At 67.2% G+C, this 24,221-nt stretch carries 21 protein-coding genes and 1 tRNA gene; 16 read left to right on the plus strand and 6 right to left on the minus strand.

Going from position 1 to position 24,221, the window contains the following annotated elements; translation table 11 throughout:
* Nucleotides 1–3: 3 nt before the first annotated feature.
* From F6X37_RS07585 to F6X37_RS07600, 4 genes are all read left to right on the plus strand, one after another.
* A tRNA-Arg gene (locus F6X37_RS07585) sits at nucleotides 4–80 on the plus strand.
* Nucleotides 81–270: 190 nt separating this feature from the next.
* A complete protein-coding gene (locus tag F6X37_RS07590) occupies nucleotides 271–1,836 on the plus strand; it encodes a methyl-accepting chemotaxis protein (protein WP_187610857.1) in 1,566 nt (521 codons plus the stop codon).
* Nucleotides 1,837–1,950: 114 nt separating this feature from the next.
* On the plus strand, nucleotides 1,951–2,334 hold the full coding sequence (locus F6X37_RS07595; RefSeq protein ID WP_090801080.1) for an RT0821/Lpp0805 family surface protein: 384 nt from the start codon (nucleotides 1,951–1,953) through the stop codon (nucleotides 2,332–2,334).
* A gap of 46 nt (nucleotides 2,335–2,380) precedes the next feature.
* Nucleotides 2,381–2,830, plus strand: coding sequence for an NUDIX hydrolase (locus tag F6X37_RS07600; RefSeq protein WP_090801079.1), 450 nt, complete (start codon nucleotides 2,381–2,383; stop codon nucleotides 2,828–2,830).
* A 16-nt stretch (nucleotides 2,831–2,846) separates the two neighbouring features.
* Here F6X37_RS07600 and F6X37_RS07605 read toward each other — a convergent pair whose 3' ends face one another.
* On the minus strand, nucleotides 2,847–3,836 hold the full coding sequence (locus F6X37_RS07605) for a transporter substrate-binding domain-containing protein (RefSeq protein ID WP_410451212.1): 990 nt from the start codon (nucleotides 3,834–3,836) through the stop codon (nucleotides 2,847–2,849).
* Nucleotides 3,837–3,941: 105 nt separating this feature from the next.
* Entirely contained in the window at nucleotides 3,942–5,651 is a 1,710-nt protein-coding gene (locus F6X37_RS07610; protein ID WP_187610858.1) for a glutamine--tRNA ligase/YqeY domain fusion protein, read from the minus strand.
* A 350-nt stretch (nucleotides 5,652–6,001) separates the two neighbouring features.
* On the opposite strand from F6X37_RS07610, the gene ggt reads away from it, so the two are divergent.
* Entirely contained in the window at nucleotides 6,002–7,798 is a 1,797-nt protein-coding gene (gene ggt, locus F6X37_RS07615; RefSeq protein ID WP_187610859.1) for a gamma-glutamyltransferase, read from the plus strand.
* Nucleotides 7,799–7,853: 55 nt separating this feature from the next.
* A complete protein-coding gene (locus F6X37_RS07620; RefSeq protein WP_184061461.1) occupies nucleotides 7,854–8,414 on the plus strand; it encodes an RBBP9/YdeN family alpha/beta hydrolase in 561 nt (186 codons plus the stop codon).
* An 18-nt stretch (nucleotides 8,415–8,432) separates the two neighbouring features.
* Here the strand turns inward: F6X37_RS07620 and F6X37_RS07625 are convergent, their stop codons facing one another.
* Nucleotides 8,433–9,653 carry a CaiB/BaiF CoA transferase family protein gene (locus F6X37_RS07625; RefSeq protein WP_187610946.1) on the minus strand — a complete coding sequence of 407 codons (1,221 nt, stop codon included), beginning with the start codon at nucleotides 9,651–9,653 and terminating at the stop codon, nucleotides 8,433–8,435.
* Between the two features lie 289 nt (nucleotides 9,654–9,942).
* Between F6X37_RS07625 and alaS the strand changes: the two genes are divergently transcribed.
* The gene (gene alaS, locus F6X37_RS07630) at nucleotides 9,943–12,579 is read left to right on the plus strand and encodes an alanine--tRNA ligase (RefSeq protein ID WP_187610860.1); all 2,637 of its coding nucleotides are present in this window, start codon (nucleotides 9,943–9,945) and stop codon (nucleotides 12,577–12,579) included.
* 160 nt (nucleotides 12,580–12,739) lie between these two features.
* Here alaS and F6X37_RS07635 read toward each other — a convergent pair whose 3' ends face one another.
* Complete coding sequence (locus F6X37_RS07635; RefSeq protein WP_187610861.1) at nucleotides 12,740–13,660, minus strand: LysR family transcriptional regulator; 921 nt, start codon at nucleotides 13,658–13,660, stop codon at nucleotides 12,740–12,742.
* Between the two features lie 101 nt (nucleotides 13,661–13,761).
* Between F6X37_RS07635 and F6X37_RS07640 the strand changes: the two genes are divergently transcribed.
* The 9 genes from F6X37_RS07640 to F6X37_RS07680 all read left to right on the plus strand — a co-directional run bounded on the left by F6X37_RS07640 (nucleotide 13,762) and on the right by F6X37_RS07680 (nucleotide 22,483).
* A complete protein-coding gene (locus tag F6X37_RS07640; protein ID WP_187610862.1) occupies nucleotides 13,762–15,075 on the plus strand; it encodes a YbfB/YjiJ family MFS transporter in 1,314 nt (437 codons plus the stop codon).
* Between the two features lie 87 nt (nucleotides 15,076–15,162).
* Complete coding sequence (locus F6X37_RS07645; protein WP_187610863.1) at nucleotides 15,163–16,194, plus strand: threonine aldolase family protein; 1,032 nt, start codon at nucleotides 15,163–15,165, stop codon at nucleotides 16,192–16,194.
* 126 nt (nucleotides 16,195–16,320) lie between these two features.
* Nucleotides 16,321–16,851 carry an NUDIX domain-containing protein gene (locus F6X37_RS07650; RefSeq protein WP_090801064.1) on the plus strand — a complete coding sequence of 177 codons (531 nt, stop codon included), beginning with the start codon at nucleotides 16,321–16,323 and terminating at the stop codon, nucleotides 16,849–16,851.
* Between the two features lie 183 nt (nucleotides 16,852–17,034).
* The gene (locus F6X37_RS07655; RefSeq protein WP_187610864.1) at nucleotides 17,035–18,183 is read left to right on the plus strand and encodes an iron-containing alcohol dehydrogenase; all 1,149 of its coding nucleotides are present in this window, start codon (nucleotides 17,035–17,037) and stop codon (nucleotides 18,181–18,183) included.
* Between the two features lie 28 nt (nucleotides 18,184–18,211).
* Complete coding sequence (locus F6X37_RS07660) at nucleotides 18,212–18,661, plus strand: acyl-CoA thioesterase (protein ID WP_187610865.1); 450 nt, start codon at nucleotides 18,212–18,214, stop codon at nucleotides 18,659–18,661.
* A gap of 4 nt (nucleotides 18,662–18,665) precedes the next feature.
* The gene (locus F6X37_RS07665) at nucleotides 18,666–19,610 is read left to right on the plus strand and encodes a branched-chain amino acid ABC transporter permease (RefSeq protein WP_187610866.1); all 945 of its coding nucleotides are present in this window, start codon (nucleotides 18,666–18,668) and stop codon (nucleotides 19,608–19,610) included.
* The gene (locus F6X37_RS07670; protein WP_262419832.1) at nucleotides 19,603–20,964 is read left to right on the plus strand and encodes a branched-chain amino acid ABC transporter permease; all 1,362 of its coding nucleotides are present in this window, start codon (nucleotides 19,603–19,605) and stop codon (nucleotides 20,962–20,964) included. The genes F6X37_RS07665 and F6X37_RS07670 overlap by 8 nt, the downstream gene beginning before the upstream one ends.
* Entirely contained in the window at nucleotides 20,961–21,761 is an 801-nt protein-coding gene (locus F6X37_RS07675) for an ABC transporter ATP-binding protein (protein ID WP_187610867.1), read from the plus strand. The genes F6X37_RS07670 and F6X37_RS07675 overlap by 4 nt, the downstream gene beginning before the upstream one ends.
* Nucleotides 21,758–22,483, plus strand: coding sequence for an ABC transporter ATP-binding protein (locus F6X37_RS07680; protein WP_187610868.1), 726 nt, complete (start codon nucleotides 21,758–21,760; stop codon nucleotides 22,481–22,483). The genes F6X37_RS07675 and F6X37_RS07680 overlap by 4 nt, the downstream gene beginning before the upstream one ends.
* A 22-nt stretch (nucleotides 22,484–22,505) precedes the next feature.
* Here F6X37_RS07680 and iolB read toward each other — a convergent pair whose 3' ends face one another.
* Both iolB and iolE read right to left on the minus strand, forming a co-directional pair.
* Nucleotides 22,506–23,306, minus strand: a complete 801-nt coding sequence (gene iolB / locus F6X37_RS07685; RefSeq protein ID WP_187610869.1) for a 5-deoxy-glucuronate isomerase — start codon at nucleotides 23,304–23,306, stop codon at nucleotides 22,506–22,508.
* Complete coding sequence (gene iolE, locus F6X37_RS07690; protein WP_187610870.1) at nucleotides 23,303–24,211, minus strand: myo-inosose-2 dehydratase; 909 nt, start codon at nucleotides 24,209–24,211, stop codon at nucleotides 23,303–23,305. Before iolE ends, iolB begins: the two co-directional genes overlap by 4 nt.
* Nucleotides 24,212–24,221 lie beyond the last annotated feature (10 nt).

Raw genomic sequence — 24,221 nt, forward strand, 5'->3', positions numbered from 1 at the left:
CATACGGCAGTAGCTCAGCTGGATAGAGCATCGGCCTTCTAAGCCGAGGGTCGGGGGTTCGAGCCCCTCCTGCCGTACCAGAATCATCGAAGGGTTACAGGTTTCGCGCCTGTAACCCTTTTTTGTTTTTGTGCCATGTTGCGCGCCCGGTGGCTGTCAGGCTGTCGCGTGTTCGTACGGCTCGCTTCGGGTGTTTCCCGACTCAGGAAATCGCGCGCGGCGCCGTTAATCCAACAGAACCGTGTGACGCGCCGCGATGGAGGAATCAGCGTGAACCGACTTAGCCTCAACACCAAACTCTGGCTCGCGCTGCTGATTACGTGGCTCGGCCTGCTCGGCCTCGGCGGCTGGGCCGCATGGCAGTCGCGCGCGACGATGCTGGCCGAGCGCAAGTCGGCGGTGCAGAACGTCGTGGAAAGCGCCTACGGCATCGTCGCCGACTACGCGCAGCGCGCCGACCAGCACGAGCTGACGCCCGAACAGGCGCGGCAGCAGGCGCTGGCGCGGCTCTCCGCGATGCGCTACCCCGGCAGCGGCTACATGATCGTGTCGACTGCCACGCCGGTCGTGATCATGCATCCGATGCTCGCCGATCTGCGCAACAAGGACGTGTCGCACTACGCGGACAGCGACGGCAAGCTGCTGTTCGTCGAAATGGTAAAGGTCGCGCAGGCGCACGGGCAGGGCTTCGTCGATTACATGGGCCGCCTCGCCGGCAACAACGAGCGCGTGCCGAAGATCAGCTTCGTCAAGCGCTTTGCCGCGTGGGACTGGTATCTGATTTCGGGTGTCTACGTCAACGACATCGACGCGGCGTTCCGCGCCGACCTGCTGCGCTATCTGCTGACGATCCTCGCGATCGGCAGCTTCAGCACCGTCGCGCTCGTGCTGATCATCCGCAACGTGAAGCGCAGTCTCGGCGGCGAGCCCGCCTATGCAGCGAGCGTCGCGGAGACGATCGCAGACGGCGATCTGTCGTGCCCGGTCACGCTGGCCGGCGACGATCAGGAAAGCATGCTGTTCGCGATGCAGCGCATGCAAAGCCGCCTCGCCGACGCGATCCGGCGCATTCGCGGCGGCACCGAAACGATCACGGTCGCGGCCGAAGAGATCGCCGCGGGCAATCTCGATCTGTCGGCGCGAACGGAACAGCAGGCGTCGTCGCTCGGCGAAACGGCCGCGAGCATGGAGCAGCTGACGGCGACCGTCAAGCAGAACGCCGACAACGCCCTGCAGGCCAATCGCATGGCGCGCTCGGCGTCGCAGCTCGCGGGCGAGGGCGGCGAGGCCGTGCAGCACGTCGTCGCGAACATGCAGAGCATCGCGGCGAGCTCGGCGCGGGTGGTCGATATCATCGGCGTGATCGAAAGCATCGCGTTTCAAACCAACATCCTCGCGCTGAACGCGGCCGTCGAAGCCGCGCGCGCCGGCGAGGAGGGCCGCGGCTTCGCGGTCGTCGCGGGCGAGGTGCGCAACCTCGCGCGCCGCAGCGCCGACGCGGCCAAGGAGATCAAGACGTTGATCGAGGATTCGGTCGCGCGCGTCGGCAGCGGCAAGACGCTCGTCGAGAAGGCGGGCGGCACGATGGAGTCGCTCGTCGATGCGGTGAAGCGCGTGACCGATATCATCAGCGAGATTTCCGCCGCGTCCGACGAGCAGAGCCGCGGCATCGAGCAGGTCAATCTCGCGATCGCGCAGATGGACGAGACCACGCAGCAGAACGCGGCGATGGTCGAACAGGCGGCGGCCGCCGCGCAGTCGATGCAGGAGCAGGCGCAGATGCTGCGCGACGTCGTCAACACGTTCCGCCTGCAGGGGACGGCCGCCGCCCGTTGATGGCCGCGTCGATGGCGCGCTGCCTGCCGAAGTGTGCATGCTATGCTTTTGAGGTCAGGATCAAAAGCCGCCGTGCGCCCGTGCGCGCCGTGCACACTTCGAGGAGAGTCCTACATGTCGACGCGAACCCGTGTGCTGTTCCACCTCAGTGCCGCGAGCCTCCTGCTCGGTGCGGCGATCGGCGCGCAAGCGGCGAACCTCGGCTTTCTGAGCGACACGCCGATCACCTATATGAGACAGCGTGACAACGCCTCGATCAAGCATGCGGTCATGAGCGCGCTCAATGACAGGAAGGACGGCGAGAGCTTCACGTGGGTCAACGACGGCACCGGCAATAGCGTGAAGATCGACGCGACCATCTCGATGGACAGCACCTCGACCGACGGCGGACGCACCTGCCGCACCCTCGGGGTCGTACTCAATGCGAAAGGGCAATCGATGAACCTGCGTCCGAACTTCTGCAAGGAAGGTGGCGCCTGGCAGCTGCAGAAGCGTTGAGCATGCGTGAGCGCGGCGCGAGAGGTGCATGCAGTGAGGCTGCGCGATGAGCCCGCGAATCGTCTCGTGCGGGATCGTGCTGCTCGATCCCGACGGACGCGTGCTGCTCGCGCACGCCACCGAAACGACGCACTGGGACATCCCGAAAGGCCAGGGCGAGGACGGCGAGGCGCCGCACGTGACGGCGCTGCGCGAGCTGGTCGAGGAAACCGGCATCGCGCTCGAGGCCGATCGGCTGAAGGATCTCGGCCTGTTCGTCTACCGGCGCGACAAGGACCTGCATCTGTTCGCGGCGCGCGCGGGTGCCGGCGAGCTCGATCTGAGCACGTGCACCTGCACGTCGCTGTTTCCGCGCCGCTCGGACGGCACGCTGATCCCCGAAATGGACGACTACCGCTGGGCGTCGATCGAAGAGGTGCCGCGCTATGCGAGCCGTAGTCTGACGCGGCTCTTCGAGACGACGCTGTCGCTCACGGAGTTGCACCGGTCGCTATAGACGGCGCACGCCGCCTTCAATCGAGCGCGTGGTCGTTCGGATGCGCGAACAACGCGCGGTTCTGCTCCGACAGCGGGAAATTGACGTTGATGCCATGCGGCGGAATCGGCTGCGTGAACCACTGCCGATACAGACGCTCGGCGTCGCCGGACGTCTGCGAGCGCACGATCACGCGATTCACGAGCGCGCGGAACGGCTCGTCGCCCTTGCGGAACATGCACGCATAAACCTCGTAGCCAAGCGGCGTGCCCGTCACGATGAAATCGTCGGGATGCGGGTCGGTCGCCTTGAAACCGTAGACGATCGGCTCGTCCATCACGAACGCCACCGCGTGACCGTCCTTCATCTTGTTGAAGGCGTCCTGATGGTCGCGCACGCTCATGATGCGCATGTTCAGCTGCTTGTCGGTGTTGAGGCTGCGCAGCAGGCGCTCGTCGGACGTGCCCGCGGTCGTCACGACCGGCTTGCCGGCCAGATCGGGGAAATCGGTGATGCCGCTGTTCCTGCGCGTGATCATGCGCACCGCGTACTGGAAAAAGCTGTCTGAAAACGCGGCGACGTTTTCGCGCTCGGCCGTGTGCGTGGTCGAGCCGCATTCGAGATCGATCTGGTTGTTCAGCAGCATCGGCATGCGGTTCGACGACGTGACCGTGACTTCGTGAACCCGCAGCTGCGCCATGCCGAGCGTTTTCCTGATTTCGTCGACGATCTGCATCGCGATCGCCTGCGAGTAGCCGACCGTGCGCTTGCCATCGAAGTACGAGAACGGGATCGACGCCTCTCGCACGCCGAGCACGACGACGCCGTCGTCGTGGATCTTTCTCAGCGTGCCGGTCAGTTCATCCGCGCGGGCGGGGCCGGCGAACGCGAGCACGCCGCAGGCGGCCAGCGTAAGCAGCACGCTGTGCATGCCGCGCAGCAGACGCGGGAAGCGTGAGCCGCACGCGCTCCGTGCGACGCGAACCCTACCTTCAGACCCTTCCCCGTGGCGGTCTGCAACCTTCATCGGACCTCCCGGACCGGCGCGCTCAGGCGAGCGCGCAGTGAGTGTCGATCGAAACATCCGGCAACCCGGATGGGCCCGCAACGCCGGGCCCTCGCTGGCGCGGGCTCAGGCCGGCTTGCCCCAACTGTCGCGCAGACTGACGATGCGGTTGAATACGGGCTTACCCGGCTTCGAATCGACGCGGTCGGCGACGAAGTAGCCGTGGCGCTCGAACTGGTAGCGCTGCTCCGGCAGCGCATGGCGCGCGCCGGTTTCGAGGTAGGCCTGGACCACGCGTTTCGAGTCCGGATTCAGCGCTTCGAGGAAGTCGCGGCCGCCGGCGTCCGGTTGCGGTTCCTTGAACAGCCGGTCGTAGATGCGCACTTCGGCCGGGCACGCGGCCGCCGCGCTGACCCAGTGGATGTTGCCCTTGACCTTGTAATTGTTCGCGCCTTCGGTGCCCGATTTGCTGTCCGGGAAGTAGTTGCAGTGCACCGCGACGATATTGCCGTTCTCGTCCTTGTCCGCGTGCGTGCATTCGATCACGTAGCCGTAGCGCAGCCGCACCTTGTTGCCCGGGAACAGGCGGAAGTAGCCCTTCGGCGGCGTCTGCGCGAAGTCCTCGCGCTCGATCCACAGCTCGCGCGAAATCGGAAACTCGCGCAGGCCCTGTTCCGGATGATGCGGATGCACCGGTGCGTGGCACGGCTCGGTGAGGCGTTCGGGGAAGTTGTCGATGATCAGCTTGACCGGATCGAGCACGGCGGCGATGCGCGGCGCCTTCTCGTCGAGATCGTCGCGCAGCGCGCCTTCGAACACGCTCATGTCGATCCACGAGTCGACCTTGGTCACGCCGATGCGCTCGCAGAACAGCTGGATCGACTCGGGCGTGAAGCCACGCCGGCGCAAGCCGACGATGGTCGGCATGCGTGGGTCGTCCCAGCCTTCCACATGGCCTTCGTTGACGAGTTGCAGCAGCTTGCGCTTGCTGGTGATCGCATAGGTCAGGTTCAGGCGCGAAAACTCGATTTGCTGCGGCAGCGGACGCCCGAAGACACCGGCCTCGGCGAGTTCGTTCAGGATCCAGTCGTACAGCGGCCGATGGTCTTCGAATTCGAGCGTGCACAGCGAATGCGTGATGTTTTCGAGCGCGTCCGAGATGCAGTGCGTGTAGTCGTACATCGGGTACACGCACCAGGTGTCGCCGGTACGGTAGTGATGCGCGAAACGGATGCGGTAGATGACCGGGTCGCGCATGTTGAAGTTCGGCGACGACATGTCGATCTTCGCGCGCAGCACGTGCTCGCCTTCCTTGAACTCGCCCGCCTTCATGCGGCGGAACAGGTCGAGGTTTTCCGCGACCGAACGCTCGCGGAAGCGCGACGGCGTGCCGACTTCGGTGGCCGAGCCGCGGTTCGCGCGGATTTCCTCGGCCGACTGGCTATCCACGTAAGCCTTGCCGCGCTGGATCAGCAGCTCCGCGAACTCGTACAGCTTGTCGTAGTAGTCGCTCGCGAAGTACAGATGCTCGGTGCGGTCCTTTTCCCATTCGAAGCCGAGCCAGCGCACCGAGTCGATGATCGACTCGACGTACTCGACGCTTTCCTTCTCCGGATTGGTGTCGTCGAAGCGCAGATGGCACACGCCGCCGTAGCTGCGCGCGACGCCGAAGTTCAGGCAGATGCTCTTTGCGTGACCGATGTGCAGATAGCCGTTCGGCTCCGGCGGGAAGCGCGTTTCGACGCGCTGGCTCCATTTGCCGGTGCGGTTGTCGTCGTCGATGATGTTGCGGATGAAATTGGATGTCGCGGGCGCGTCGTTGCGTTCGGTATTCATGCGAGAAGATGAGAGTCCGTGGGGGCGCGCAATGCGCCCGTGTAGCCGTCAATTCTACCCGACGAGCCCGTTCGCGGCAGGTGGTTGCGGCGCGCAGCCAACGGCGCAGTGGGTTTGGCGCGGCTGCCGGAGTCAGGGAAGCCGGCGCGCGGGGCTGTAACAGGAGGTAAAACGGGTTGGCGACGCGCGACGCGCCGACTTAGGATGCGCTGCTGCGCGCGGCCCGCGCGCCTGTGCTGGGCCTTCGTGCGGGGCGGGCTTGCCCGAGCCGTCCACGCTGTCCTTCATCTTCCTGCACGAGGCTCCGCTGCTCGTGCGCCATGCTCGCCTCGTTGCCGGAGTTTTATCGGATGTCTGTCCCGACGCACGGCGCGTTTCGCGCGCCCTTTGCCCGCGCTTTGGCTAGCGCCCGATTTTCTTGCCGTAACCGTCGTGTGCTCGCTTCGGCCTGGTTTGCCGCGCTTGCCGTGAACGTGGCCGCGCCGCTGTCCGCCGCCGCGAAAACACCGGCGCCGAAGCCGGCGCTCGATGCGTCGGCCGTCGCCGCGCCGGATAGCTACAGCGCTGACACCGCGCAGCAGATCTTCGCCGCAGGCGGCAACGCGGTCGATGCCGCGGTTGCGATGGCCTTCACGCTCGCCGTCACGCGGCCCGATGCGGGCAACCTCGGCGGCGGCGGTTTCATGACGCTGCTGGTCGACGGCAAGCCGTATTTTCTCGACTATCGCGAGCGCGCGCCGCAGCAGGCGACCCGCGACATGTACCTCGACGACAAGGGCAACGTGGCGCCGGGCATCAGCACGGTCGGGCATCGCGCGGCGGCCGTGCCGGGCACTGTCGATGGCATGTGGGAAGCGCAGCGGCGCTTCGGCAAGCTCAAATGGAAGCAGGTGCTCGCGCCCGCGATCCACTACGCGACCGACGGCTTCCAGGTCGACCCGCGGCTGCAACAGCGACGCGACGCGGCCGCGAAGAGTTTCGCCGGCAAAACCAATTTCGACGCCTACTTCGCGAACCTGAAGGCGGGCGCGATGCTGCGCCAACCGGAACTCGCGCAGACGCTGGGGCGGATCGCGAGCGACGGCGGCCGCGAGTTTTACGAGGGCCGCACCGCTCAAATGATCGCCGCGCAGATGTACGGCCACGGCCTGATCACGAGCCAGGATCTGAGCCAGTACAAGGCTCTGTGGCGCGAGCCGCTCGCGGCCGACTGGCACGGCTACCGCGTGATCACCGCGCCGCCGCCGAGCTCGGGCGGCCTCGGGCTGATCCAGATGCTGAAGATGCGGGCCGATCTGCAGCCGGCGTTCGACGGCCTTGCGTTGAATTCAGCGCCGTACATCCATCTGATCGCGCAGATCGAGGATCGCGTGTTCGCGGACCGGCAGCACCATATCGGCGACCCGGACGCATCGCCGGTGCCGGTCGCGAAGCTGATCGACGACGCCTACCTCGCGCAGCGCGCGGCCGAAGTCAAAGCCGACGAAGCGCCGGCCGCCGCGACGGTGAAACCCGGTGTCGACGGCGGCGCGGCGACGGAGAAGGCGCAAACCACGCATTTCTCGGTGGTCGACAAATGGGGCAACGCGGTGTCGAACACCTACACGCTGAACGGCGATTTCGGCTCGGGCGTCGTGGTGGACGGCGGCGGGTTCCTGCTGAACGATGCGATGGACGATTTCGTGATCAAGCCAGCCGTCGCTGGCGCGACCGGCGCGGCGTCGACACCCGGCGCCGCCGATGCCGAGCCGGATGCGATCGCGCCGGGCCGCCGCCCGATTTCGTCGATGACGCCCACGCTGCTGCTGAAGGACGGCAAGATCGCGCTAGCGATCGGCACGCCCGGCGGCTCTCGCATCCTGACGACGATCTTCCAGGTGATGACGAATCTGTACGACTTCGACATGTCACCGACGGACGCGCTCGCCGCGATGCGTTTCCATCATCAACTGCTGCCGCCAAAGACGATCTACTTCGAGCCGTACCGTCCCGCGCCGGATGAGCTCGCCACGCAATTGAAGGCGCTCGGCTTCACGGTCGAGCAGCAGTCGTTCAACGGCGACGTGCAGATGATCCGCGTGGACGGCACGACACCCGAGCCCGCGAGCGATCCCCGTGGTGGCGGCGTGGCACGCGTGATACGGTAGACGGCCCGCCGCGCTATCCCGCGAGCGGGCGATAAGCCGAACACGGGGAAGCACGATGAGCGAACACCAACCAACCACACTCGTACTGCCGGGCTATCTGGACTCCGGCCCAGGCCACTGGCAAACGCGTTGGGAAGCGCTCGATCCCGCGGTCGTCCGCGTGCAGATGCCGGACTGGGACCACCCTTCGCGCGACGCCTGGTGCCGCACGCTGGCCGCCGCGCTTGACGCCGTGGACGCGCCGGTCGTGTTCGCCGCTCACAGCCTCGGCTGTCTGACCACGGCGTTCTGGGCCTCGCAGTACGCAAGCGCGGCGCAGCTCGCGAAGGTGGCCGGCGCGCTGCTGGTCGCCGTGCCCGATCCGGACGAAGCGCACTTCCCGAGGGACGCGGGCGGCTTTGCGCCGGTGCCGCTCACCCGCCTGCCGTTTGCGACGATCGTGGTGGCGAGCAGCGACGATCCTTATGGCGGCGTGCCGTTTTCACAAACCTGCGCGAACGCGTGGGGCAGCCGCTGGATCGGGATCGGCGCGCGCGGCCACATCAACGCCGACAGCGGTCTCGACGATTGGGACGAGGGGCGGGGCTGGCTGGCTTCGCTAACGGCGATGCGCTGAGTCTCGCCGCCTCCTCGATCAGATCACCGCTTTGCGCTTCAACTCGGCAATCGTCTGCGCGTCGTATCCGAGCACATCGCTCAGCACCCGCTCGGTATGCTCGCCAAGCAGCGGCGGATGGCTCAGCGCCTGCGGCGGCGTGCCGGTCATGGTGATCGGATTGCGCACCAGCTTGACCGTGCCGCCCGACGGATGCGGCAGATCGACCTGCAGACCGCGCGCGACCACCTGCTCGTTGTCGAACACTTCGTCGAGGTTGTTGATCGGCCCGCACGGCACGCCGGCCGCTTCGAGCGCCGCGATCCATTGCTGCTTGCCCTGCAGGCGGACCATGTCCGCGAGCATCGGCACGAGCAGTTCGCGGTTGCGCACGCGCGCGGGGTTGGTTGCGAAACGCTCGTCGTCGGCGAGTTCCGGGCTGCCGCCCACTTCGACGAACTTGCGGAACTGTCCGTCGTTGCCGACCGCGACGATGATCCAGCCGTCGCTGGTCTGGAAGGTCTGGTAGGGCACGATGTTCGGATGCGCATTGCCCCAGCGCGCCGGCGGCTGGCCGCTCGCGAGGTAGTTCGAGTTCATGTTGGCGAGCATCGCGACCTGCACGTCGAGCAGCGCCATGTCGATGTATTGGCCAACGCCGGTGCGGTCGCGGTGCGTGAGCGCGGTCAGCACCGCGATCGTCGAGTACATGCCGGTCATCAGGTCGGCGATCGCGACGCCGGCCTTCTGCGGGCCGCCGCCCGGCTGAGCGTCACGCTCGCCGGTGATGCTCATGAAGCCGCCGATCCCCTGCACGATGAAGTCGTAACCGGCGCGTTGCGCATACGGGCCGGTCTGCCCGAAGCCCGTGACCGAGCAGTAGATCAGGTCGGGCTTGACCTCTTTGAGCGAGTCATAGTCGAGGCCGTACTTCTTCAACTGGCCGACCTTGTAGTTCTCGAGCACGACGTCGCTTTGCGCGGCCAGTTCGCGCACGATCCGCTGACCCTCGGGCGACGCGATGTCGAGCGTGACCGAGCGCTTGTTGCGGTTCGCCGCGAGATAGTAGGCGGCCTCGCGCGTGTCCGCGCCGTCCGGCGTTTTCAGATAGGGAGGCCCCCAGTGGCGCGTGTCGTCGCCGACCTCGGGGCGTTCGATCTTGATGACGTCGGCGCCGAAATCGGCGAGCGTCTGCGTGCACCACGGACCCGCGAGCACGCGGGTGAGATCCAGCACGCGGATGTGACTGAGAGCGCCCATGTTCCTGAATGTCTCCTGATGGTTGCAGGCCGCGCGGCGAGCTGCCATGCGTTATTTCGCGCGTAGTTTCGCGGAAGTCATCTTAAGCGATTCGCGCTCGCGGGCGCAGTCAGCCGAACGTCATGGCGCGGATCGGACGAGCGGACACGCGAGCGCCAACCAGGCGGCGCGCAGCGCCGCGCGCGCTTGCCGATCCCGTATAATCAGTCGTTTAAAGAAACCGACAGTTGGCGCATCCCACCGACCGCCAGTCTCCGTCAGGAACCGTCAGGACCGTCCCCCGCCCGCTATGAAAGCCGCTGAAATCCGCGAGAAATTCCTCAAGTTCTTCGAATCGAAGGGCCATACGATCGTCCGTTCGTCGAGCCTCGTGCCCGGCAACGACCCGACACTGCTCTTCACCAATTCGGGGATGGTGCAGTTCAAAGATGTGTTCCTCGGCGCGGAATCGCGTCCGTATTCGCGGGCCACGACAGCGCAGCGCAGCGTGCGCGCCGGCGGCAAGCACAACGACCTCGAGAACGTCGGCTACACCGCGCGTCACCACACGTTCTTCGAGATGCTCGGCAACTTCTCGTTCGGCGACTACTTCAAGCGCGACGCGATCCACTACGCGTGGGAACTGCTGACCGGCGTCTACCAGCTGCCCAAAGACAAGCTCTGGGTCACCGTCTACCAGGAAGACGACGAAGCGCACGACATCTGGGCGAAGGAAGTGGGCGTGCCGGTCGAGCGCATCGTCCGCATCGGCGACAACAAGGGCGCGCGCTACGCATCGGACAACTTCTGGCAGATGGCCGACACCGGCCCGTGCGGCCCGTGCTCGGAAATCTTCTACGACCACGGCGCGGACGTGTGGGGCGGGCCGCCGGGATCGCCCGAGGAAGACGGCGACCGCTACATCGAAATCTGGAACCTCGTGTTCATGCAGTTCAACCGCGACGCTCAGGGCAACATGACGCCGCTGCCGAAGCAATGCGTGGACACCGGCATGGGCCTCGAGCGCATCGCCGCGGTGCTGCAGCACGTGCACAGCAACTACGAGATCGACCTGTTCCAGGCGCTCATTCAAGCCGCTGGCCGCGAAACCGGCGTGACCGATCTGGGCAACAACTCGCTGAAGGTGATCGCCGATCACATCCGCGCGTGCTCGTTCCTGATCGTCGACGGCGTGATTCCGGGCAACGAAGGCCGCGGCTACGTGCTGCGCCGTATCGTGCGCCGCGCGATCCGCCACGGCTACAAGCTCGGCAAGAAGGGTTCGTTCTTCCATCGCCTCGTCGCCGACCTCGTCGCGCAGATGGGCGACGCTTACCCTGAACTGAAGCAGGCCGAGCAGCGCGTGACTGACGTGCTGCGTCAGGAAGAAGAGCGCTTCTTCGAGACGATCGAACACGGCATGTCGATTCTCGAAGCCGCTTTGGCCGATCTCGACGCCGCAGGTGGCAAAACCAGCGGCAAGACGCTCGACGGCGAACTCGCGTTCAAGCTGCACGACACCTACGGCTTCCCGCTCGACCTGACCGCGGACGTCTGCCGCGAGCGCGAAGTGACGGTCGACGAATCCGCGTTCGACGATGCGATGGCGCGTCAGCGCGAGCAGGCTCGCGCGGCGGGCAAGTTCAAGATGGCGCAGGGCCTCGAATACTCGGGTGCGAAGACCACCTTCCACGGCTACGAAGAAATCGTCTTCGACGACGCAAAGGTCGTCGCGCTGTACGTCGATGGAGCGTCGGTGCAGCAGGCGCAGGCCGGCCAGCAGGCGGTCGTCGTGCTCGATCACACGCCGTTCTACGCGGAGTCGGGCGGCCAGGTCGGCGACCAGGGGGTGCTCGCGAACGCCAGCACGCGCTTTGCGGTCGTCGATACGCTGAAGGTTCAGGCCGACGTGGTCGGCCACCACGGCACGCTCGAGCAGGGCACGCTGAAGCTCGGCGACATCGTCAAGGCCGAAATCGACGCGGTGCGCCGCGCCCGCACGGCGCGCAACCACTCGGCCACGCACCTGATGCACAAGGCGTTGCGCGAAGTGCTCGGTTCGCACGTGCAGCAGAAGGGCTCGCTCGTCGACGCCGACAAGACCCGCTTCGACTTCGCCCACAACGCGCCGATGACGGACGAGCAGATCCGCCGCGTCGAGGAAATCGTCAACGCCGAAGTGCTGGCGAACGCGCCCGGCATCGTGCGTGTGATGTCGTACGACGAGGCGGTGAAGGGCGGCGCAATGGCGCTGTTCGGCGAAAAGTACGGCGACGAAGTGCGCGTGCTCGACCTCGGCTTCTCGCGTGAGCTGTGCGGCGGTACGCACGTGAATCGCTCGGGCGACATCGGTTTCTTCAAGATCGTGATGGAAGGCGGCGTCGCGGCCGGTATCCGTCGCGTCGAGGCGATCACCGGCGACAACGCGGTGCGCTACGTGCAGGAGCTCGAAGCGCGCGTCAACGCGGCCGCGGCCGTGCTGAAGGCACAACCGGCGGAACTCACGCAGCGCATCGGCCAGGTGCAAGACCAGGTGAAGGCGCTCGAGAAGGAACTGGGCGCGCTGAAGTCGAAGATGGCGTCGAGCCAGGGCGACGAACTCGCGGGCCAGGCGATCGAAGTCGGCGGCGTGCATGTGCTCGCGGCGACGCTCGAAGGCGCGGACGTGAAGACGCTGCGCGAAACGGTCGACAAGCTCAAGGACAAGCTGAAGAGCGCGGCGATCGTGCTCGCGTCGGTGGAAGGCGGCAAGGTCAGCCTGATCGCGGGTGTGACCGCCGACGCCAGCAAGAAGGTCAAGGCGGGCGAACTGGTCAACTTCGTGGCCCAGCAGGTGGGCGGCAAGGGCGGCGGCCGTCCGGACATGGCGCAGGCCGGCGGTACCGAGCCGGCCAACCTGCCGGCGGCGCTCGCGGGCGTCAAGGGCTGGGTCGAAGGGCAGCTTTGATTCTGATGGTCGGTTGAGTCCGGCTCGACGCGAAGTCGAGCCGGGTTCGACGAAGGGGCCACGCTGTGCGCCAGCAGGATCGGCGCGTTGCGTGGTCCCTTCGCTTTTGCTGAAGCCGACCGGGTTGCGTCGAACCTGGTCGGCGGGGCGGATTCAACGATCAGACCACATTCGCATCCGCGGACGCCACCGCATCCACCTCGGCCGTCCCTTCCTGCGACGCCACCAGCGTGCGTCGCAGCGCATTGAGCGCCGACGAAAAATGCCCGCGTCGCCACACCAGCAGCGTGTCGATCATGCCGATATCGGGCAATTCGTGCACCGCGATATTGCTCGTGTCGGTCTGCAGATCGAGCACCGAGCGCGGTGCGACCGCGACGCCCGCGCCGGCCGCCACGCACGCGACGATCGCGTGATACGAGCCGAGCTCCAGCACCCGTTGCGGCCGCGTGCCGTGCTCCAGATACCACTTCTCGATATACGCGCGATACGCGCAGCCCCGCTCGAACGCGATCAGCGTCGATAGCGCGATGTCGCGCACTTCGCGGATCGGCCGATGACCGCGCGGCGTCAGCATCACGAGTTCCTCGCGGAAGATCGGCACGGTCTCGAACAGATCGCCGAGCGTGGCCGGATCGAGCGGCGTCGCGACCAGCGCCGCATCGACCTCGAACTCGCGCACCCGCTCGATCAGCCTGCCGGTCGTACCGGTCTCCAATTCCAGTTCGACGGCCGGCCATTGCTGGTGATATTGCGCGAGCAGGCCCGGCAGACGCGTCGCCGCGACGCTTTCCATCGTGCCGAGACGCAGACGCCCGCTCGGACGATCCTCGCGCACCGCGTGCCGCGCCTCGTCGGCGAGCGCGAGCAGCCGTTCCGCGTAGGGCAGCAGCGTCTCGCCGGCCGGCGTCAGCACGAGGCGGCGGCCGTCGCGGATGAACAGCTCGGTGCCGAGCTGCTCCTCGAGCTGCTTGATGCGCGTGGTCACGTTCGATTGCACGCGATTGAGCTTCGCCGCGGCGCGCGTCACGCCGTTTTCGCGCACGACCGCGCGAAAGATGGTCAGAGCGGCCAGATCCATGATTCTCTCCGGGCGATGAATAACATCCTAATTATTCACTTTTCGTGATCAAAAGGTCAAGCTAACATGGATTCACACTATCGTCGATTGACCGTCCGATCATGAACGATCTCGCTTCCCACGCGTACCCGCGCTTCCACGAGCCGCACGCCGCCCGGCGCGCGGCGCTCGCCTGCATGGTCACGTTGGCCGTCGCGCTCGGTATCGGGCGCTTCGCATTCACGCCGCTGCTGCCGCTGATGCTGCACGGCGCCGCGCTCGGCCAGCCGCAGATCGATATCCAGCATGGCGGCTGGCTCGCGTCGTTCAATTACGCCGGCTATTTCGCCGGCGCGATGACGTGCGCGGCGCTGCGGATCGAGCCCGCGCGCATGGTGCGCGTCGGACTCGCCGCGACCGTGCTGCTGACGCTCGCGATGGGCGTCACCGGCCAGTTCTGGGTGTGGGCGCTGGTGCGCTTCGTCGCCGGCGCGGTCAGCGCATGGACCTTCGTGTTCGCGTCGCAGTGGGGCTTGCGGCGGCTCGCCGAACTCGGCGCGCAGGCGTGGAGCGGCGTCATCTATACGGGGCCCGGCTTGGGCATCGTCGGCACCGGCTTGCTGGTCAGCGTCGCGGGCGGCTATGGCGCGGTGGTCGGATGGATCGGCTTTGCGGTGATCGGCGCGGTGCTGTCGGTGCTGGTATGGCCGGTGTTTGGCGAAGCGCGGCGTGCGGGAACAGCGAAGCCTGCCGCTGCAAGCTCCGCAACCGCAAAGCCCGCCACCGGATCGCGCGCCAGCGCAAACCAGCCGCCTCGTACGGCCGGCATTCAGACGAGCCATGCCGTCCACCGCGCCGACGCGTTCTGGCTGGTCCTGCTCTACGGTATCCCGGGCTTCGGCTACATCATCACCGCGACCTTTTTGCCGGTCATCGCGCGCCACGCGTTGCCGGGCTCGGCGTGGCCGGACCTGTTCTGGCCGATGTTCGGTGCGGCACTGATCGTCGGCGCGTTGCTCGCCGCGCGTTTGCCCGTGCATTGGGACAACCGCGCGCTGCTCGCGGGCTCGTATGTGCTGCAGGCGCTCGGCATCGCGCTGGGCATCGTATGGCCGACGGCGGGCGGGTTCTCGCTCGGCAGCATCCTGATCGGCCTGCCGTTCACCGCGATCACGCTATTCGCGATGCGCGAGGCGCGGCGTCTGCGCGGCGACGACGCGGCCGGGCTGATGGGTTATGCGACGGCGGCCTATGGCATCGGTCAGATCGCGGGTCCGTTGGTGGCCGCGCCGATTGCCGCGCAAACGGGGTCGTTTTCGCTGGCGCTGTGGCTCGCCGCGGGCGCGCTGCTGGCGGGGGCGGCGGGCCTGATCGCAGTGACGCGCGTGCCGCGTGGCCCGCGCCGTGGCCGCATGCCGGATTGCGGTTGCAGCTAAGACGCGAAAACAAATCTCGCACGAGCGCACTAAAATGACCGCTTTCCGTCATTCAGTCGCGCCTGTCGCCGGGCGCGTCGCTCGACCATGCAACATTTCGCGTCCGACAACTACGCCGGCATCTGTCCCGAAGCGCTCGACGCGCTGATCGCCGCCAACAACAGTGGCCACGAGCCGTCCTACGGCGACGACTCCTGGACCAACCAGGTCTGCGACCGTCTGCGCGACCTGTTTCAGACCGATTGCGAAGTGTTCTTCGTGTTCAACGGCACGGCGGCCAATTCGCTCGCGCTCGCTTCGCTGTGCCAGTCGTACCACTCGGTGATTTGCCACGAACTCGCGCACATCGAGACCGACGAATGCGGCGGTCCCGAGTTCTTTTCGGGCGGCTCGAAACTGCTGACGGCGCCGGGCATCGCCGGCAAGCTCACGCCCGATGCGATCGAGTCCATCGTCACGCGGCGCGCCGATATCCACTATCCGAAGCCCAAGATCGTCACGCTGACGCAGTCCACCGAGGTCGGCACCGTCTACAGCGTCGAGGAAGTGCGCGCCATCGCGGCGATCGCGAAGCGTCGTCATCTGAAGGTGCACATGGACGGCGCGCGCTTCGCGAACGCGGTCGCCGCGCTCGACGTGCATCCGTCGGAGATTACGTGGCGCGCGGGCGTCGACGTGCTGTGTTTCGGCGGCACCAAGAACGGCTTGCCGGTCGGCGAGGCGGTGGTGTTCTTCGACCGCGCGCTCGCCGACGATTTCGCCTATCGGTTGAAGCAGGCGGGACAGCTCGCATCGAAGATGCGCTTCATCTCCGCGCCGTGGCTCGGCCTGCTCGATAACGACGTGTGGTTGCGCAATGCGCGTCACGCGAACGCGATGGCGCGTCTGCTGGAGACGCGGTTGCAGGAAATCCCCGGCGTGAGCATCATGTTTGCGAGCGAATCGAACGCGGTGTTCGCGCAGTTGCCGCCGCATGCCGCGAAGGCGATGCGCGCGCGCGGCTGGAAGTTCTACGAGTTCATCGGCGCGGGCGGTTGCCGGCTGATGTGCGCGTGGGACACGCAGTCCGACACGGTCGAGCGTTTCGCCGCCGACGTGCGTGAGCTGTGCGTCGCGTGATGGAAGACGCGTGAGGTTGCTGGATCCGGAGTTGCCACCGGCGCCTCGATGCACCACTCGGCACACGCGCAAAGCCACCCAACTACGCCCCGCCAGAAAACACGAAACAAAGAGACGTCCCCCGCCATGACCGAGTACCGATTCTGTCCCCGCTGCGCGAAACCCCTGACCGAACGCGCCGACCCCGACCACGAGGGCGGCCGCGTCCGTCAGAGCTGTCCCGATACCGAGTGCGGCTACGTCCATTGGAATAACCCGCTGCCGGTCGTCGCGGCGATCGTCGAGTACGAGGGCAAGATCCTGCTTGCGCGCAATGCCGCGTGGCCCGAGGGCATGTTCGCGCTGATCACCGGCTTCCTCGAAAACGGCGAGACGCCGGAGCAGGGCATCGCGCGCGAAGTAATGGAGGAGACGTCGCTGCACGCCGGGTCGGTCGAGCTGATCGGCGTGTACGAATTCATCCGCAAGAACGAGCTGATCATCGCGTATCACGTGAAGGCGCATGGGACGATCGCGCTGTCGCCCGAGCTGCTCGAATACCGGCTCGTCGAGCCCGCGAAGCTGCGGCCGTGGCGCGCGGGCACCGGCCAGGCGCTCGGCGAATGGATGCGGCGACGCGGGTTGCCGTTCGAATTCGTCGAGCGGCCGGGGCAGTGAGGCGTTCGGCCCATCGAGCCGCAACATTCGCCAGCACACAGACGACGCAGAAATCACAGCCAACATGGAGACAGCCCACAACGCACGCGACACCGCACGACTCGGCACATCCATCGACGCATCACCGAACCGATCATCCACGTCAATCGGCGGTCAATGAGCGCACGCTCAGGGAGAAACGGCATGGCCTACATCTACTACCTGACCCATATTCATCTGGGCTACGACGCCCTGTCGCAACTGTCGTCCGAGTGCACGCGCATCGGCATCGAGCGGCCTCTGGTGATCAGCGACAAGGGCGTCGTCGCGGCCGGCATCGCGCGGCAGGCACTCGACGCGCTGCAGCTCGGCGACGTGCCGCTGTTCGACGACACGCCGTCGAACCCGACCGAGGAAATGGTGCTCGCGGCCGCCCAGGTGTATCGCGACGAGCGCTGCGACGGGCTGATCGCGGTGGGCGGCGGTTCGTCGATCGATCTCGCGAAGGGCGTCGCGATCGCGGCCACGCATCCGGGGCCGCTCACGCAGTACGCGACGATCGAAGGCGGCAGCGCGAAGATCACCGACGTCGTCGCGCCGCTGATCGCGATTCCGACCACGGCCGGCACTGGCAGCGAAGTCGCGCGCGGCGCGATCGTGATTCTGAACGACGGCCGCAAGCTCGGCTTTCACTCGTGGAATCTGCTGCCGAAATCGGCGCTGTGCGATCCCGGTCTCACGCTCGGCTTGCCGCCGGGGCTGACCGCCGCGACCGGCATGGACGCGATCGCGCATTGCGTCGAGACCTTCCTCGCGCCGGCCTTTAATCCGCCCGCCGACGGTATCGCGCTCGACGGCCTCGAACGTGCGTGGCACAGCATCGAGCGCGCGTGCGCGGACGGCCGCGATCGCGAGGCGCGCCTGAACATGATGAGCGCGTCGATGCAGGGCGGGATGGCGTTCCAGAAGGGCCTCGGCTGTGTGCACTCGCTGTCGCATCCGCTGGGCGGCCTGAAGGTGAACGGCCGCACGTCGCTGCATCACGGCACGCTGAACGCGGTCGTGCTGCCCGCGGTGCTGCGCTTCAACGAGCGCGCGCCGAGCGTGGTGGCCGAGCGTCGCTATGCGCGCATGCGTCGCGTGATGGGGGTGCCCGAGCATGCGGATCTCGCGCAGGCGCTGTTCGACATGACGGCGCGGCTTGGACTGCCGACCGGCCTCAGGCAAATGGGCGTCGACGAAAGCATGTTCGACAAGGTCGTGCAGGGCGCGCTGGTCGACCATTGTCATCGCACGAATCCGCGCGAGGCGAGCGCCGACGACTATCGCCGCATGCTGACCGAGTCGCTGTGATCCTCGCCTCCACCCACCGCCACGTCCGATGAACAAACCCGCCCCCGCCGGCCGCGCCGCGTATCCGCATTTCCTGCCGATCACCACGCGCTGGATGGACAACGACGTCTACGGCCACGTGAACAACGTCGTCTACTACAGCTATTTCGACACCGTCGTGAACGAGTATCTGGTCCGCGCGCGCGTACTCGATTTCGAACACGGCACGACGATCGGGCTGGTCGTCGAGACGCAGTGCAACTACTTCGCGCCGCTCGTGTTTCCCGATCGCATCGAGGCGGGCTTGCGCGTCGCGCGGCTCGGCACGTCGAGCGTGCGCTACGAGGTGGGGCTATTTCGTGACGGCGACGCCGAGCCCGCCGCGCAAGGGCACTTCGTGCACGTCTACGTGGATCGCGCGACGCGCCGTCCCGTGAACTTGCCCGCCGAGCTGCGCGCGGCGCTCGAACCGTTGTGCGTCGTCGGGCCGGCGGATTAAACGCGTGCAGTCGTTCATCATCACTCTGCTCAACGGCCTGAGCTACGGGCTGTTGCTGTTCATGCTGTCGGCCGGGCTGACGCTGATCTTCAGCATGCTCGGCGTGCTCAACTTCGCGCACGCGAGCTTCTATATGCTCGGCGCGTACGTCGGCTTTTCGGTGGCGGCGCGCGCCGGCTTCTGGAGCGCGCTGGTGGTTGCGCCGCTCCTCGTCGGGCTGCTCGGCGCGGCGCTCGAACGCTGGCTGCTGCGGCGCGTGCGCGGGCGCGGGCACGGGCATCTGCCCGAACTGCTGCTGACGTTCGGCGCCGCCTATCTGCTCGGCGAATTCGTCAAGCTCGGCTGGGGGCTCGGTTCGCTGTCGGCGAGGATTCCGGCGGTGCTCGACGGTCCGCTGTTCTCGCTGTACGGCGCGGTCTTCACGCGCTACCGCGCGTTCATGATGGCGGTGTCGCTCGCGATGCTCGCGGCGCTCGTCGCGATGCTGCGCGTGTCGAAGACGGGCTTGATCGTGCGCGCCGCGCTCACGCATGCGCAGGCCGTCGAAGCGCTCGGGCACGACGTGCCGCGCGTGTTCACCGGCGTGTTCGCGGCCGGCACCGCGCTCGCCGCGCTGGCCGGCGTGATCGGCGCGCCGCTGTTCGTCATCGAGCCGGCGATGGCGGAGTCGCTCGGCTCGATCGTGTTCGTCGTGGTCGTGATCGGCGGGCTCGGGTCGCTGAGCGGGGCGCTCGTCGCGTCGCTGCTGGTGGGATGCCTGCAAACGCTGGCGGTCGCGAGCGATCTGTCGTTGGGCGACGTGGTGTCGCTCGCCGGCGCGGTGCTGCCGCCCGAATGGGACGCGCTGACGCTCGCGCAACTGGCGCCGCTGCTGCCTTACCTGCTGCTCGTCGCGGTGCTGGCGACGAGGCCGCGCGGGCTGTTCGGACGGCGTGACGATCATGCGTAAGCGGAGCGGGTCGTCAAACGCGCTGGAAAGCGAGGTGCCGCCTCGCGGGGGCGGCCGTGCGCTCGCGCCGTGGCTCGCGCTCGTCGCCTTTCTGGCCGTACCGCCTTTCATCTGGCCGCACAGCTGGCTGCTCGGCTATCTCGCGCAAAGCGCGACGATGATCGTGTTCGCGCTGTCGTACAACCTGCTGCTCGGCGGGACCGGGCTGCTGTCGTTCGGGCACGCCGCTTATGCGGGGCTCGGCGCGTTGATCGCCGCGCGGGTGTTCAACGCGGGCGGCATGCCGCTCGTGCTGCTGCCGTTGGTCGGCGGCATCGGCGGCGCGCTGTGCGGCGTGCTGTTCGGCTTCATCGCGACGCGCCGTGCCGGCACCGCATTCGCGATGATCACGCTCGGTCTCGGCGAGCTCGTCGTCGCGGCCGCGTGGACGCTGCCGGGCTGGTTCGGCGGCGAGGCGGGCGTCGCGATCGATCGCGCGAGCGGGCCACTCTTCGGCGGCTGGAGCTTCGGTCCGGCGCGCGAGGCCTATGCGCTGATCGCGCTGTGGAGCGTCGTCGCCAGTGTCGCGATGTTCGCGCTGTCGCGCACACCGTTCATGCGGCTCGCGAACGCTGTGCGCGACAACCCGGCGCGCGCGGCGGCGATCGGCTGCTATCCGCGGCGGGTTCGCTATGGCGTGATCGTGCTGTCGGCGTTTTTCGCGGGCGTCGCGGGCACGCTCGGGCTGATCAATATCGAGCTCGTATCGACTGAGAGCGTCGGCATGATGCGCTCGGGCGCGGTGCTGATCGCGACCGTGATCGGCGGCACGGCGGCGTTCTTCGGGCCGGTCGCGGGGGCGATCGTGCTGACGTTTTTCAGCGTGGTGATCGCCAGTGTCACGCGGGCGTGGCTGTTCTATCTCGGGCTGTTTTTCGTCGTCGTCGTGCTGGCCGCGCCGGATGGGCTCGCCGGCTTTGCCTCGCGGCAGACGGCGCGGATTGCCGCCAACGGCTGGCGACGTTGCCGCGCCGCGTATTGCTGGAGCGCGGCGGCGGGGTTGCTGTGGCTCGCGGCCATCGTGTTCGCGGTGCAGTGGGCCTATGCGGCGCAGTTCGGCGCGGACGAAGGTGCGGTTTCAGGTGGGTTGTTCGGCGCATGGTTCGGCGCCGGTGCAGGTGCGGGCGCTGGCGCGGGTACCGATGTCACCGTCGCGCCGCCGCTGTCGGCGCTTGCCGCCTCGCCGCTTCCTCTTGCGCTGGCGCTCGTTGCGCTCGCCGCTCTGGCTGCGCTGACCACGCGCCATGCGCTGCGCGCGCACGCGCGCGTCACGGCCCACGCACGCGCGGCACGATTCCCCGGAGCCGCACGATGATCCCCGCACTCGCGCTCCACGGCATCGAAAAGCGTTTCGGCTCGACGCAAATCCTGCGCGGCGTCGATCTCGCGATCGAGCCAGGCGAGCGGCACGCGCTGATCGGCCCGAACGGCGCGGGCAAGTCCACGCTGTTCAACCTGATCGGGGGCGGCGCACGGCCGAGCGCGGGGCGTATCCACCTGTTCGGCGCGGACATCACGCGGCTCGCGCCGGCCGCGATCGCGCGCCGTGGCCTCGCGCGCAGCTTTCAGAGCACCAGCGTGTTCGCGCGGCTGTCCGTGTTCGACAACCTGCGCTGCGCGGCGCAGCTTGCCGAGCGCGATCGCACGCGCTGGTGGCAGCGTCTGACCGGCACGGCCGCGGTCGATGCGCGCGCCGCCGACGTGCTCGACGCGGTCGGCCTCGGCGCGCGCCGCGACGTCGCGGCCGGCACGCTCAGCTACGCGGAGCAGCGCGCGCTCGACCTCGGCATCGCGCTCGCGGGCGGCGCGCACACGCTGCTGCTCGACGAACCGACGGCGGGCATGAACCGCGCGGAAGCGGCACGCGCGATCGAGCTGATCCGCGACACCACCGCCGGCCGCACGCTGCTGATGGTCGAGCACGATATGGATGCGGTGTTCGCGATCGCCGATCGCATTTCGGTGCTGGTGCAAGGGCGCATCATCGCAAGTGGATCGCCGGCCGCGATTCGCGCCGACGCGGCGGTACGGGCCGCGTATCTGGGTGAACGCTTCGACGTCGGCTCAGGCGCGCGGGCGGGTGATGAACCGGACCACGGAGCAGGCCGATGAGCGCGCTGCTCGACATTTGCGACCTGAGTGCGTGGTACGGCGCGAGCCAGGCGTTGCACGGCGTCACGCTGAGCATCGAGCCCGGCGAAGTGGTCGCGCTGGTCGGCCGCAACGGCTCGGGCCGCTCGACGCTCGCACGCGCGATCATGGGCCTCGTGCGCTGCGAGGGCGAACTGCGTTTCGCGGGGCGTTCGCTCGCCGGTCGGCGCACGTTCGAGATCGCGCGGCTCGGGCTCGGCTATGTGGCCGAGCATCGCGACGTGTTCGCCGCGCTGAGCGTGCATGAAAACCTGCTGCTCGGCATTGCGCCGGCTGCCGCATCGCGTGCGCGCGGCCGCGCGCCGCGCTTCACGCTCGACGACGCGTACGCGCTGTTCCCGGTGCTCGCCGGGCGCAAGCGCACGCGCGCGGGCGTGCTGTCGGGCGGCGAGCAACAGATGCTCGCGCTCGCGCGGGCGCTGCTCGGAGATCCCGATCTGCTGTTGATCGACGAGCCCGGCGAAGGGCTCGCGAGTCTCGTGATGCAGCAGGTCGCCGCCTGTCTGCACGCGCTGCGCGAGCGTGGCGTCGCGATGTTGCTGATCGAGCAGCGGCTCGTGATCGCGCGGGACATCGCGTGCCGCGTCGCGGTGATGGGGCACGGCGAGATCGTGTTCGACGGCGCGCTGGCGTCGTTTATGTCGCGCGACGACGTGATGCGCGAATGGCTCGGGGTTGGCTGACGCGCGACTACGGACAAGTTAGTCAAGCATCCTTGTTGATGATCCATTCGTGCACCGGATCGTTATGGAAATGCCAGACCCGCTGGCTGCCCGCCATCACGTTCAGATAATACGAGTCGTAGCCGTACGGCACGATGACCGGGTGATAGCCGCGCGGCACCATCACGACGTCGTGATCCTCGACGGCCATCGATTCGTCGATATCGCGTGAGTCGGTGTACACGCGTTGGAATGCGAAGCCTTGCGGCGGATCGAGCCGGTGGTAATAGGTTTCTTCGAGCGAGCTTTCGAGCGGGATATTGTCGGTGTCGTGCTTGTGCGGCGGGTAGCTCGACGCGTGACCGCCCGGCGTTCTCACTTCGACCACCAGCAGCGATTCCGCCGGCTCGGTGTGCGGAAGAATGTCGCACACGTAACGCGTATTCAGCGACTTACCGCGCGTCGAGCGCTTCATCGACGCTGGCTCGATCAGCCGCGCCGGATACTCGCCCTTGGCCGGCGCGCTCGCGACACCGATCTCCGCGTCGCGGCACGCGCGCACCGTCGCGCGCACCTTCGGCGGCACATACACCGCGTACGGCGCCGCGTCTTCGAACACGCTGTCGCGTGAACCGAGCGAGCTCCACGTCGTGCCCGGCGTTTCGATATCGACCGCGCCGCTCAGCACGACGATGCAAGCTTCACGCGCCGGCTCGAACACGTAGACGAGTTCGTTCGCGCCGAGCCGGTACGCGGCGAATCCCACATAGCGCCAGCAGGCCGACTGCGGCGTCACGCGCGCGATCGTCTGGCCTTCGCGCTCTGCCTTCACCAATAAGCTCATGCTACCTCCTTGCCGAGCGGCGCATCGACGAGCACCCGCAAAGTTCCATATCCCTTCTGCGCGTAGTCGAACGGCGGCGCGACCACCGGGTCCTGCTCCGCCTCGACGACGAGCCAGCCGCAATAACCGTGCCGCTTCAACCGGTCGATCAGCGCCGGAAAATCGACCGCGCCGTCGCCGGGCACCGTGAACGCACCGGCGATCACCGCATCGAGAAAACTCCAGTTGCGATTGCGGGCGAGCTTCATCACGGCGGGGCGCACGTCCTTGCAGTGCACGTGGCAAACGCGCGCGACGTGTTTATCGAGCACGGCCAACGGATCGCCGCCCGCCAACGTGATGTGCCCGGCGTCGAACAGCAGGCCGACCGCGTCGCCTGTGCGCGCCATCAACTGATCGACGTCGGCAGGCGTTTCGACGTACGCGCCCATATGATGATGATAGGCGAGCCGCACGCCGCGACTCAGCGTATAACGCGCGAATTCATCGACGCGTGCCGCGTAGCCGGCCCATTGCGCGTCGCCGAAAAAGCGCGGCCGTTGATACAGCGGGCGCGGCGCGCCCTGGATCGAATCGGCGACTTCGCCATACACCATCACGGTCGCGCCGTTCTGCGCGAGCAGTTCCAGATGCGGGCCGACCGCGTCGATTTCTTCGGCGACGCTGCGCCGGGCCAGTTGTCCCGAGTACCAGCCGGACACGAGCGCGAGGTCGTATTGCGCGAGCAGCGTTTTCAGCGCTTGCGGCTCGCGAGGAAACTTGTTGCCGAGTTCGAAGCCCTGATAGCCGATCTGGCGACCCTCGGTCAGCGCGACTTCGAGCGGCGTCTCGCCGCCGAGCGACGGCAGGTCGTCGTTCATCCACGACAGCGGGTTGATGCCGATGCGTACGTCGAAAGCAGTCATGCCGGAGTCC

Source organism: Paraburkholderia sp. 31.1 (assembly GCF_014397645.1).
Classification (GTDB): domain Bacteria; phylum Pseudomonadota; class Gammaproteobacteria; order Burkholderiales; family Burkholderiaceae; genus Paraburkholderia; species Paraburkholderia tuberum.

Coding starts and splice junctions, on each gene's coding strand:
- iolB (WP_187610869.1), bottom strand. CDS start 23,306: ATGAGCTTATTGGTGAAGGCAGAGCGCGAAGGCCAGACGATCGCGCGC.
- F6X37_RS07610 (WP_187610858.1), bottom strand. CDS start 5,651: ATGAATACCGAACGCAACGACGCGCCCGCGACATCCAATTTCATCCGC.
- F6X37_RS07675 (WP_187610867.1), top strand. CDS start 20,961: ATGATCCCCGCACTCGCGCTCCACGGCATCGAAAAGCGTTTCGGCTCG.
- F6X37_RS07600 (WP_090801079.1), top strand. CDS start 2,381: ATGAGCCCGCGAATCGTCTCGTGCGGGATCGTGCTGCTCGATCCCGAC.
- F6X37_RS07670 (WP_262419832.1), top strand. CDS start 19,603: ATGCGTAAGCGGAGCGGGTCGTCAAACGCGCTGGAAAGCGAGGTGCCG.
- F6X37_RS07625 (WP_187610946.1), bottom strand. CDS start 9,653: ATGGGCGCTCTCAGTCACATCCGCGTGCTGGATCTCACCCGCGTGCTC.
- F6X37_RS07605 (WP_410451212.1), bottom strand. CDS start 3,836: ATGAAGGTTGCAGACCGCCACGGGGAAGGGTCTGAAGGTAGGGTTCGC.
- F6X37_RS07655 (WP_187610864.1), top strand. CDS start 17,035: ATGGCCTACATCTACTACCTGACCCATATTCATCTGGGCTACGACGCC.
- F6X37_RS07620 (WP_184061461.1), top strand. CDS start 7,854: ATGAGCGAACACCAACCAACCACACTCGTACTGCCGGGCTATCTGGAC.
- F6X37_RS07640 (WP_187610862.1), top strand. CDS start 13,762: ATGAACGATCTCGCTTCCCACGCGTACCCGCGCTTCCACGAGCCGCAC.
- ggt (WP_187610859.1), top strand. CDS start 6,002: ATGTCTGTCCCGACGCACGGCGCGTTTCGCGCGCCCTTTGCCCGCGCT.
- F6X37_RS07660 (WP_187610865.1), top strand. CDS start 18,212: ATGAACAAACCCGCCCCCGCCGGCCGCGCCGCGTATCCGCATTTCCTG.
- iolE (WP_187610870.1), bottom strand. CDS start 24,211: ATGACTGCTTTCGACGTACGCATCGGCATCAACCCGCTGTCGTGGATG.
- F6X37_RS07650 (WP_090801064.1), top strand. CDS start 16,321: ATGACCGAGTACCGATTCTGTCCCCGCTGCGCGAAACCCCTGACCGAA.
- alaS (WP_187610860.1), top strand. CDS start 9,943: ATGAAAGCCGCTGAAATCCGCGAGAAATTCCTCAAGTTCTTCGAATCG.
- F6X37_RS07635 (WP_187610861.1), bottom strand. CDS start 13,660: ATGGATCTGGCCGCTCTGACCATCTTTCGCGCGGTCGTGCGCGAAAAC.
- F6X37_RS07595 (WP_090801080.1), top strand. CDS start 1,951: ATGTCGACGCGAACCCGTGTGCTGTTCCACCTCAGTGCCGCGAGCCTC.
- F6X37_RS07680 (WP_187610868.1), top strand. CDS start 21,758: ATGAGCGCGCTGCTCGACATTTGCGACCTGAGTGCGTGGTACGGCGCG.
- F6X37_RS07645 (WP_187610863.1), top strand. CDS start 15,163: ATGCAACATTTCGCGTCCGACAACTACGCCGGCATCTGTCCCGAAGCG.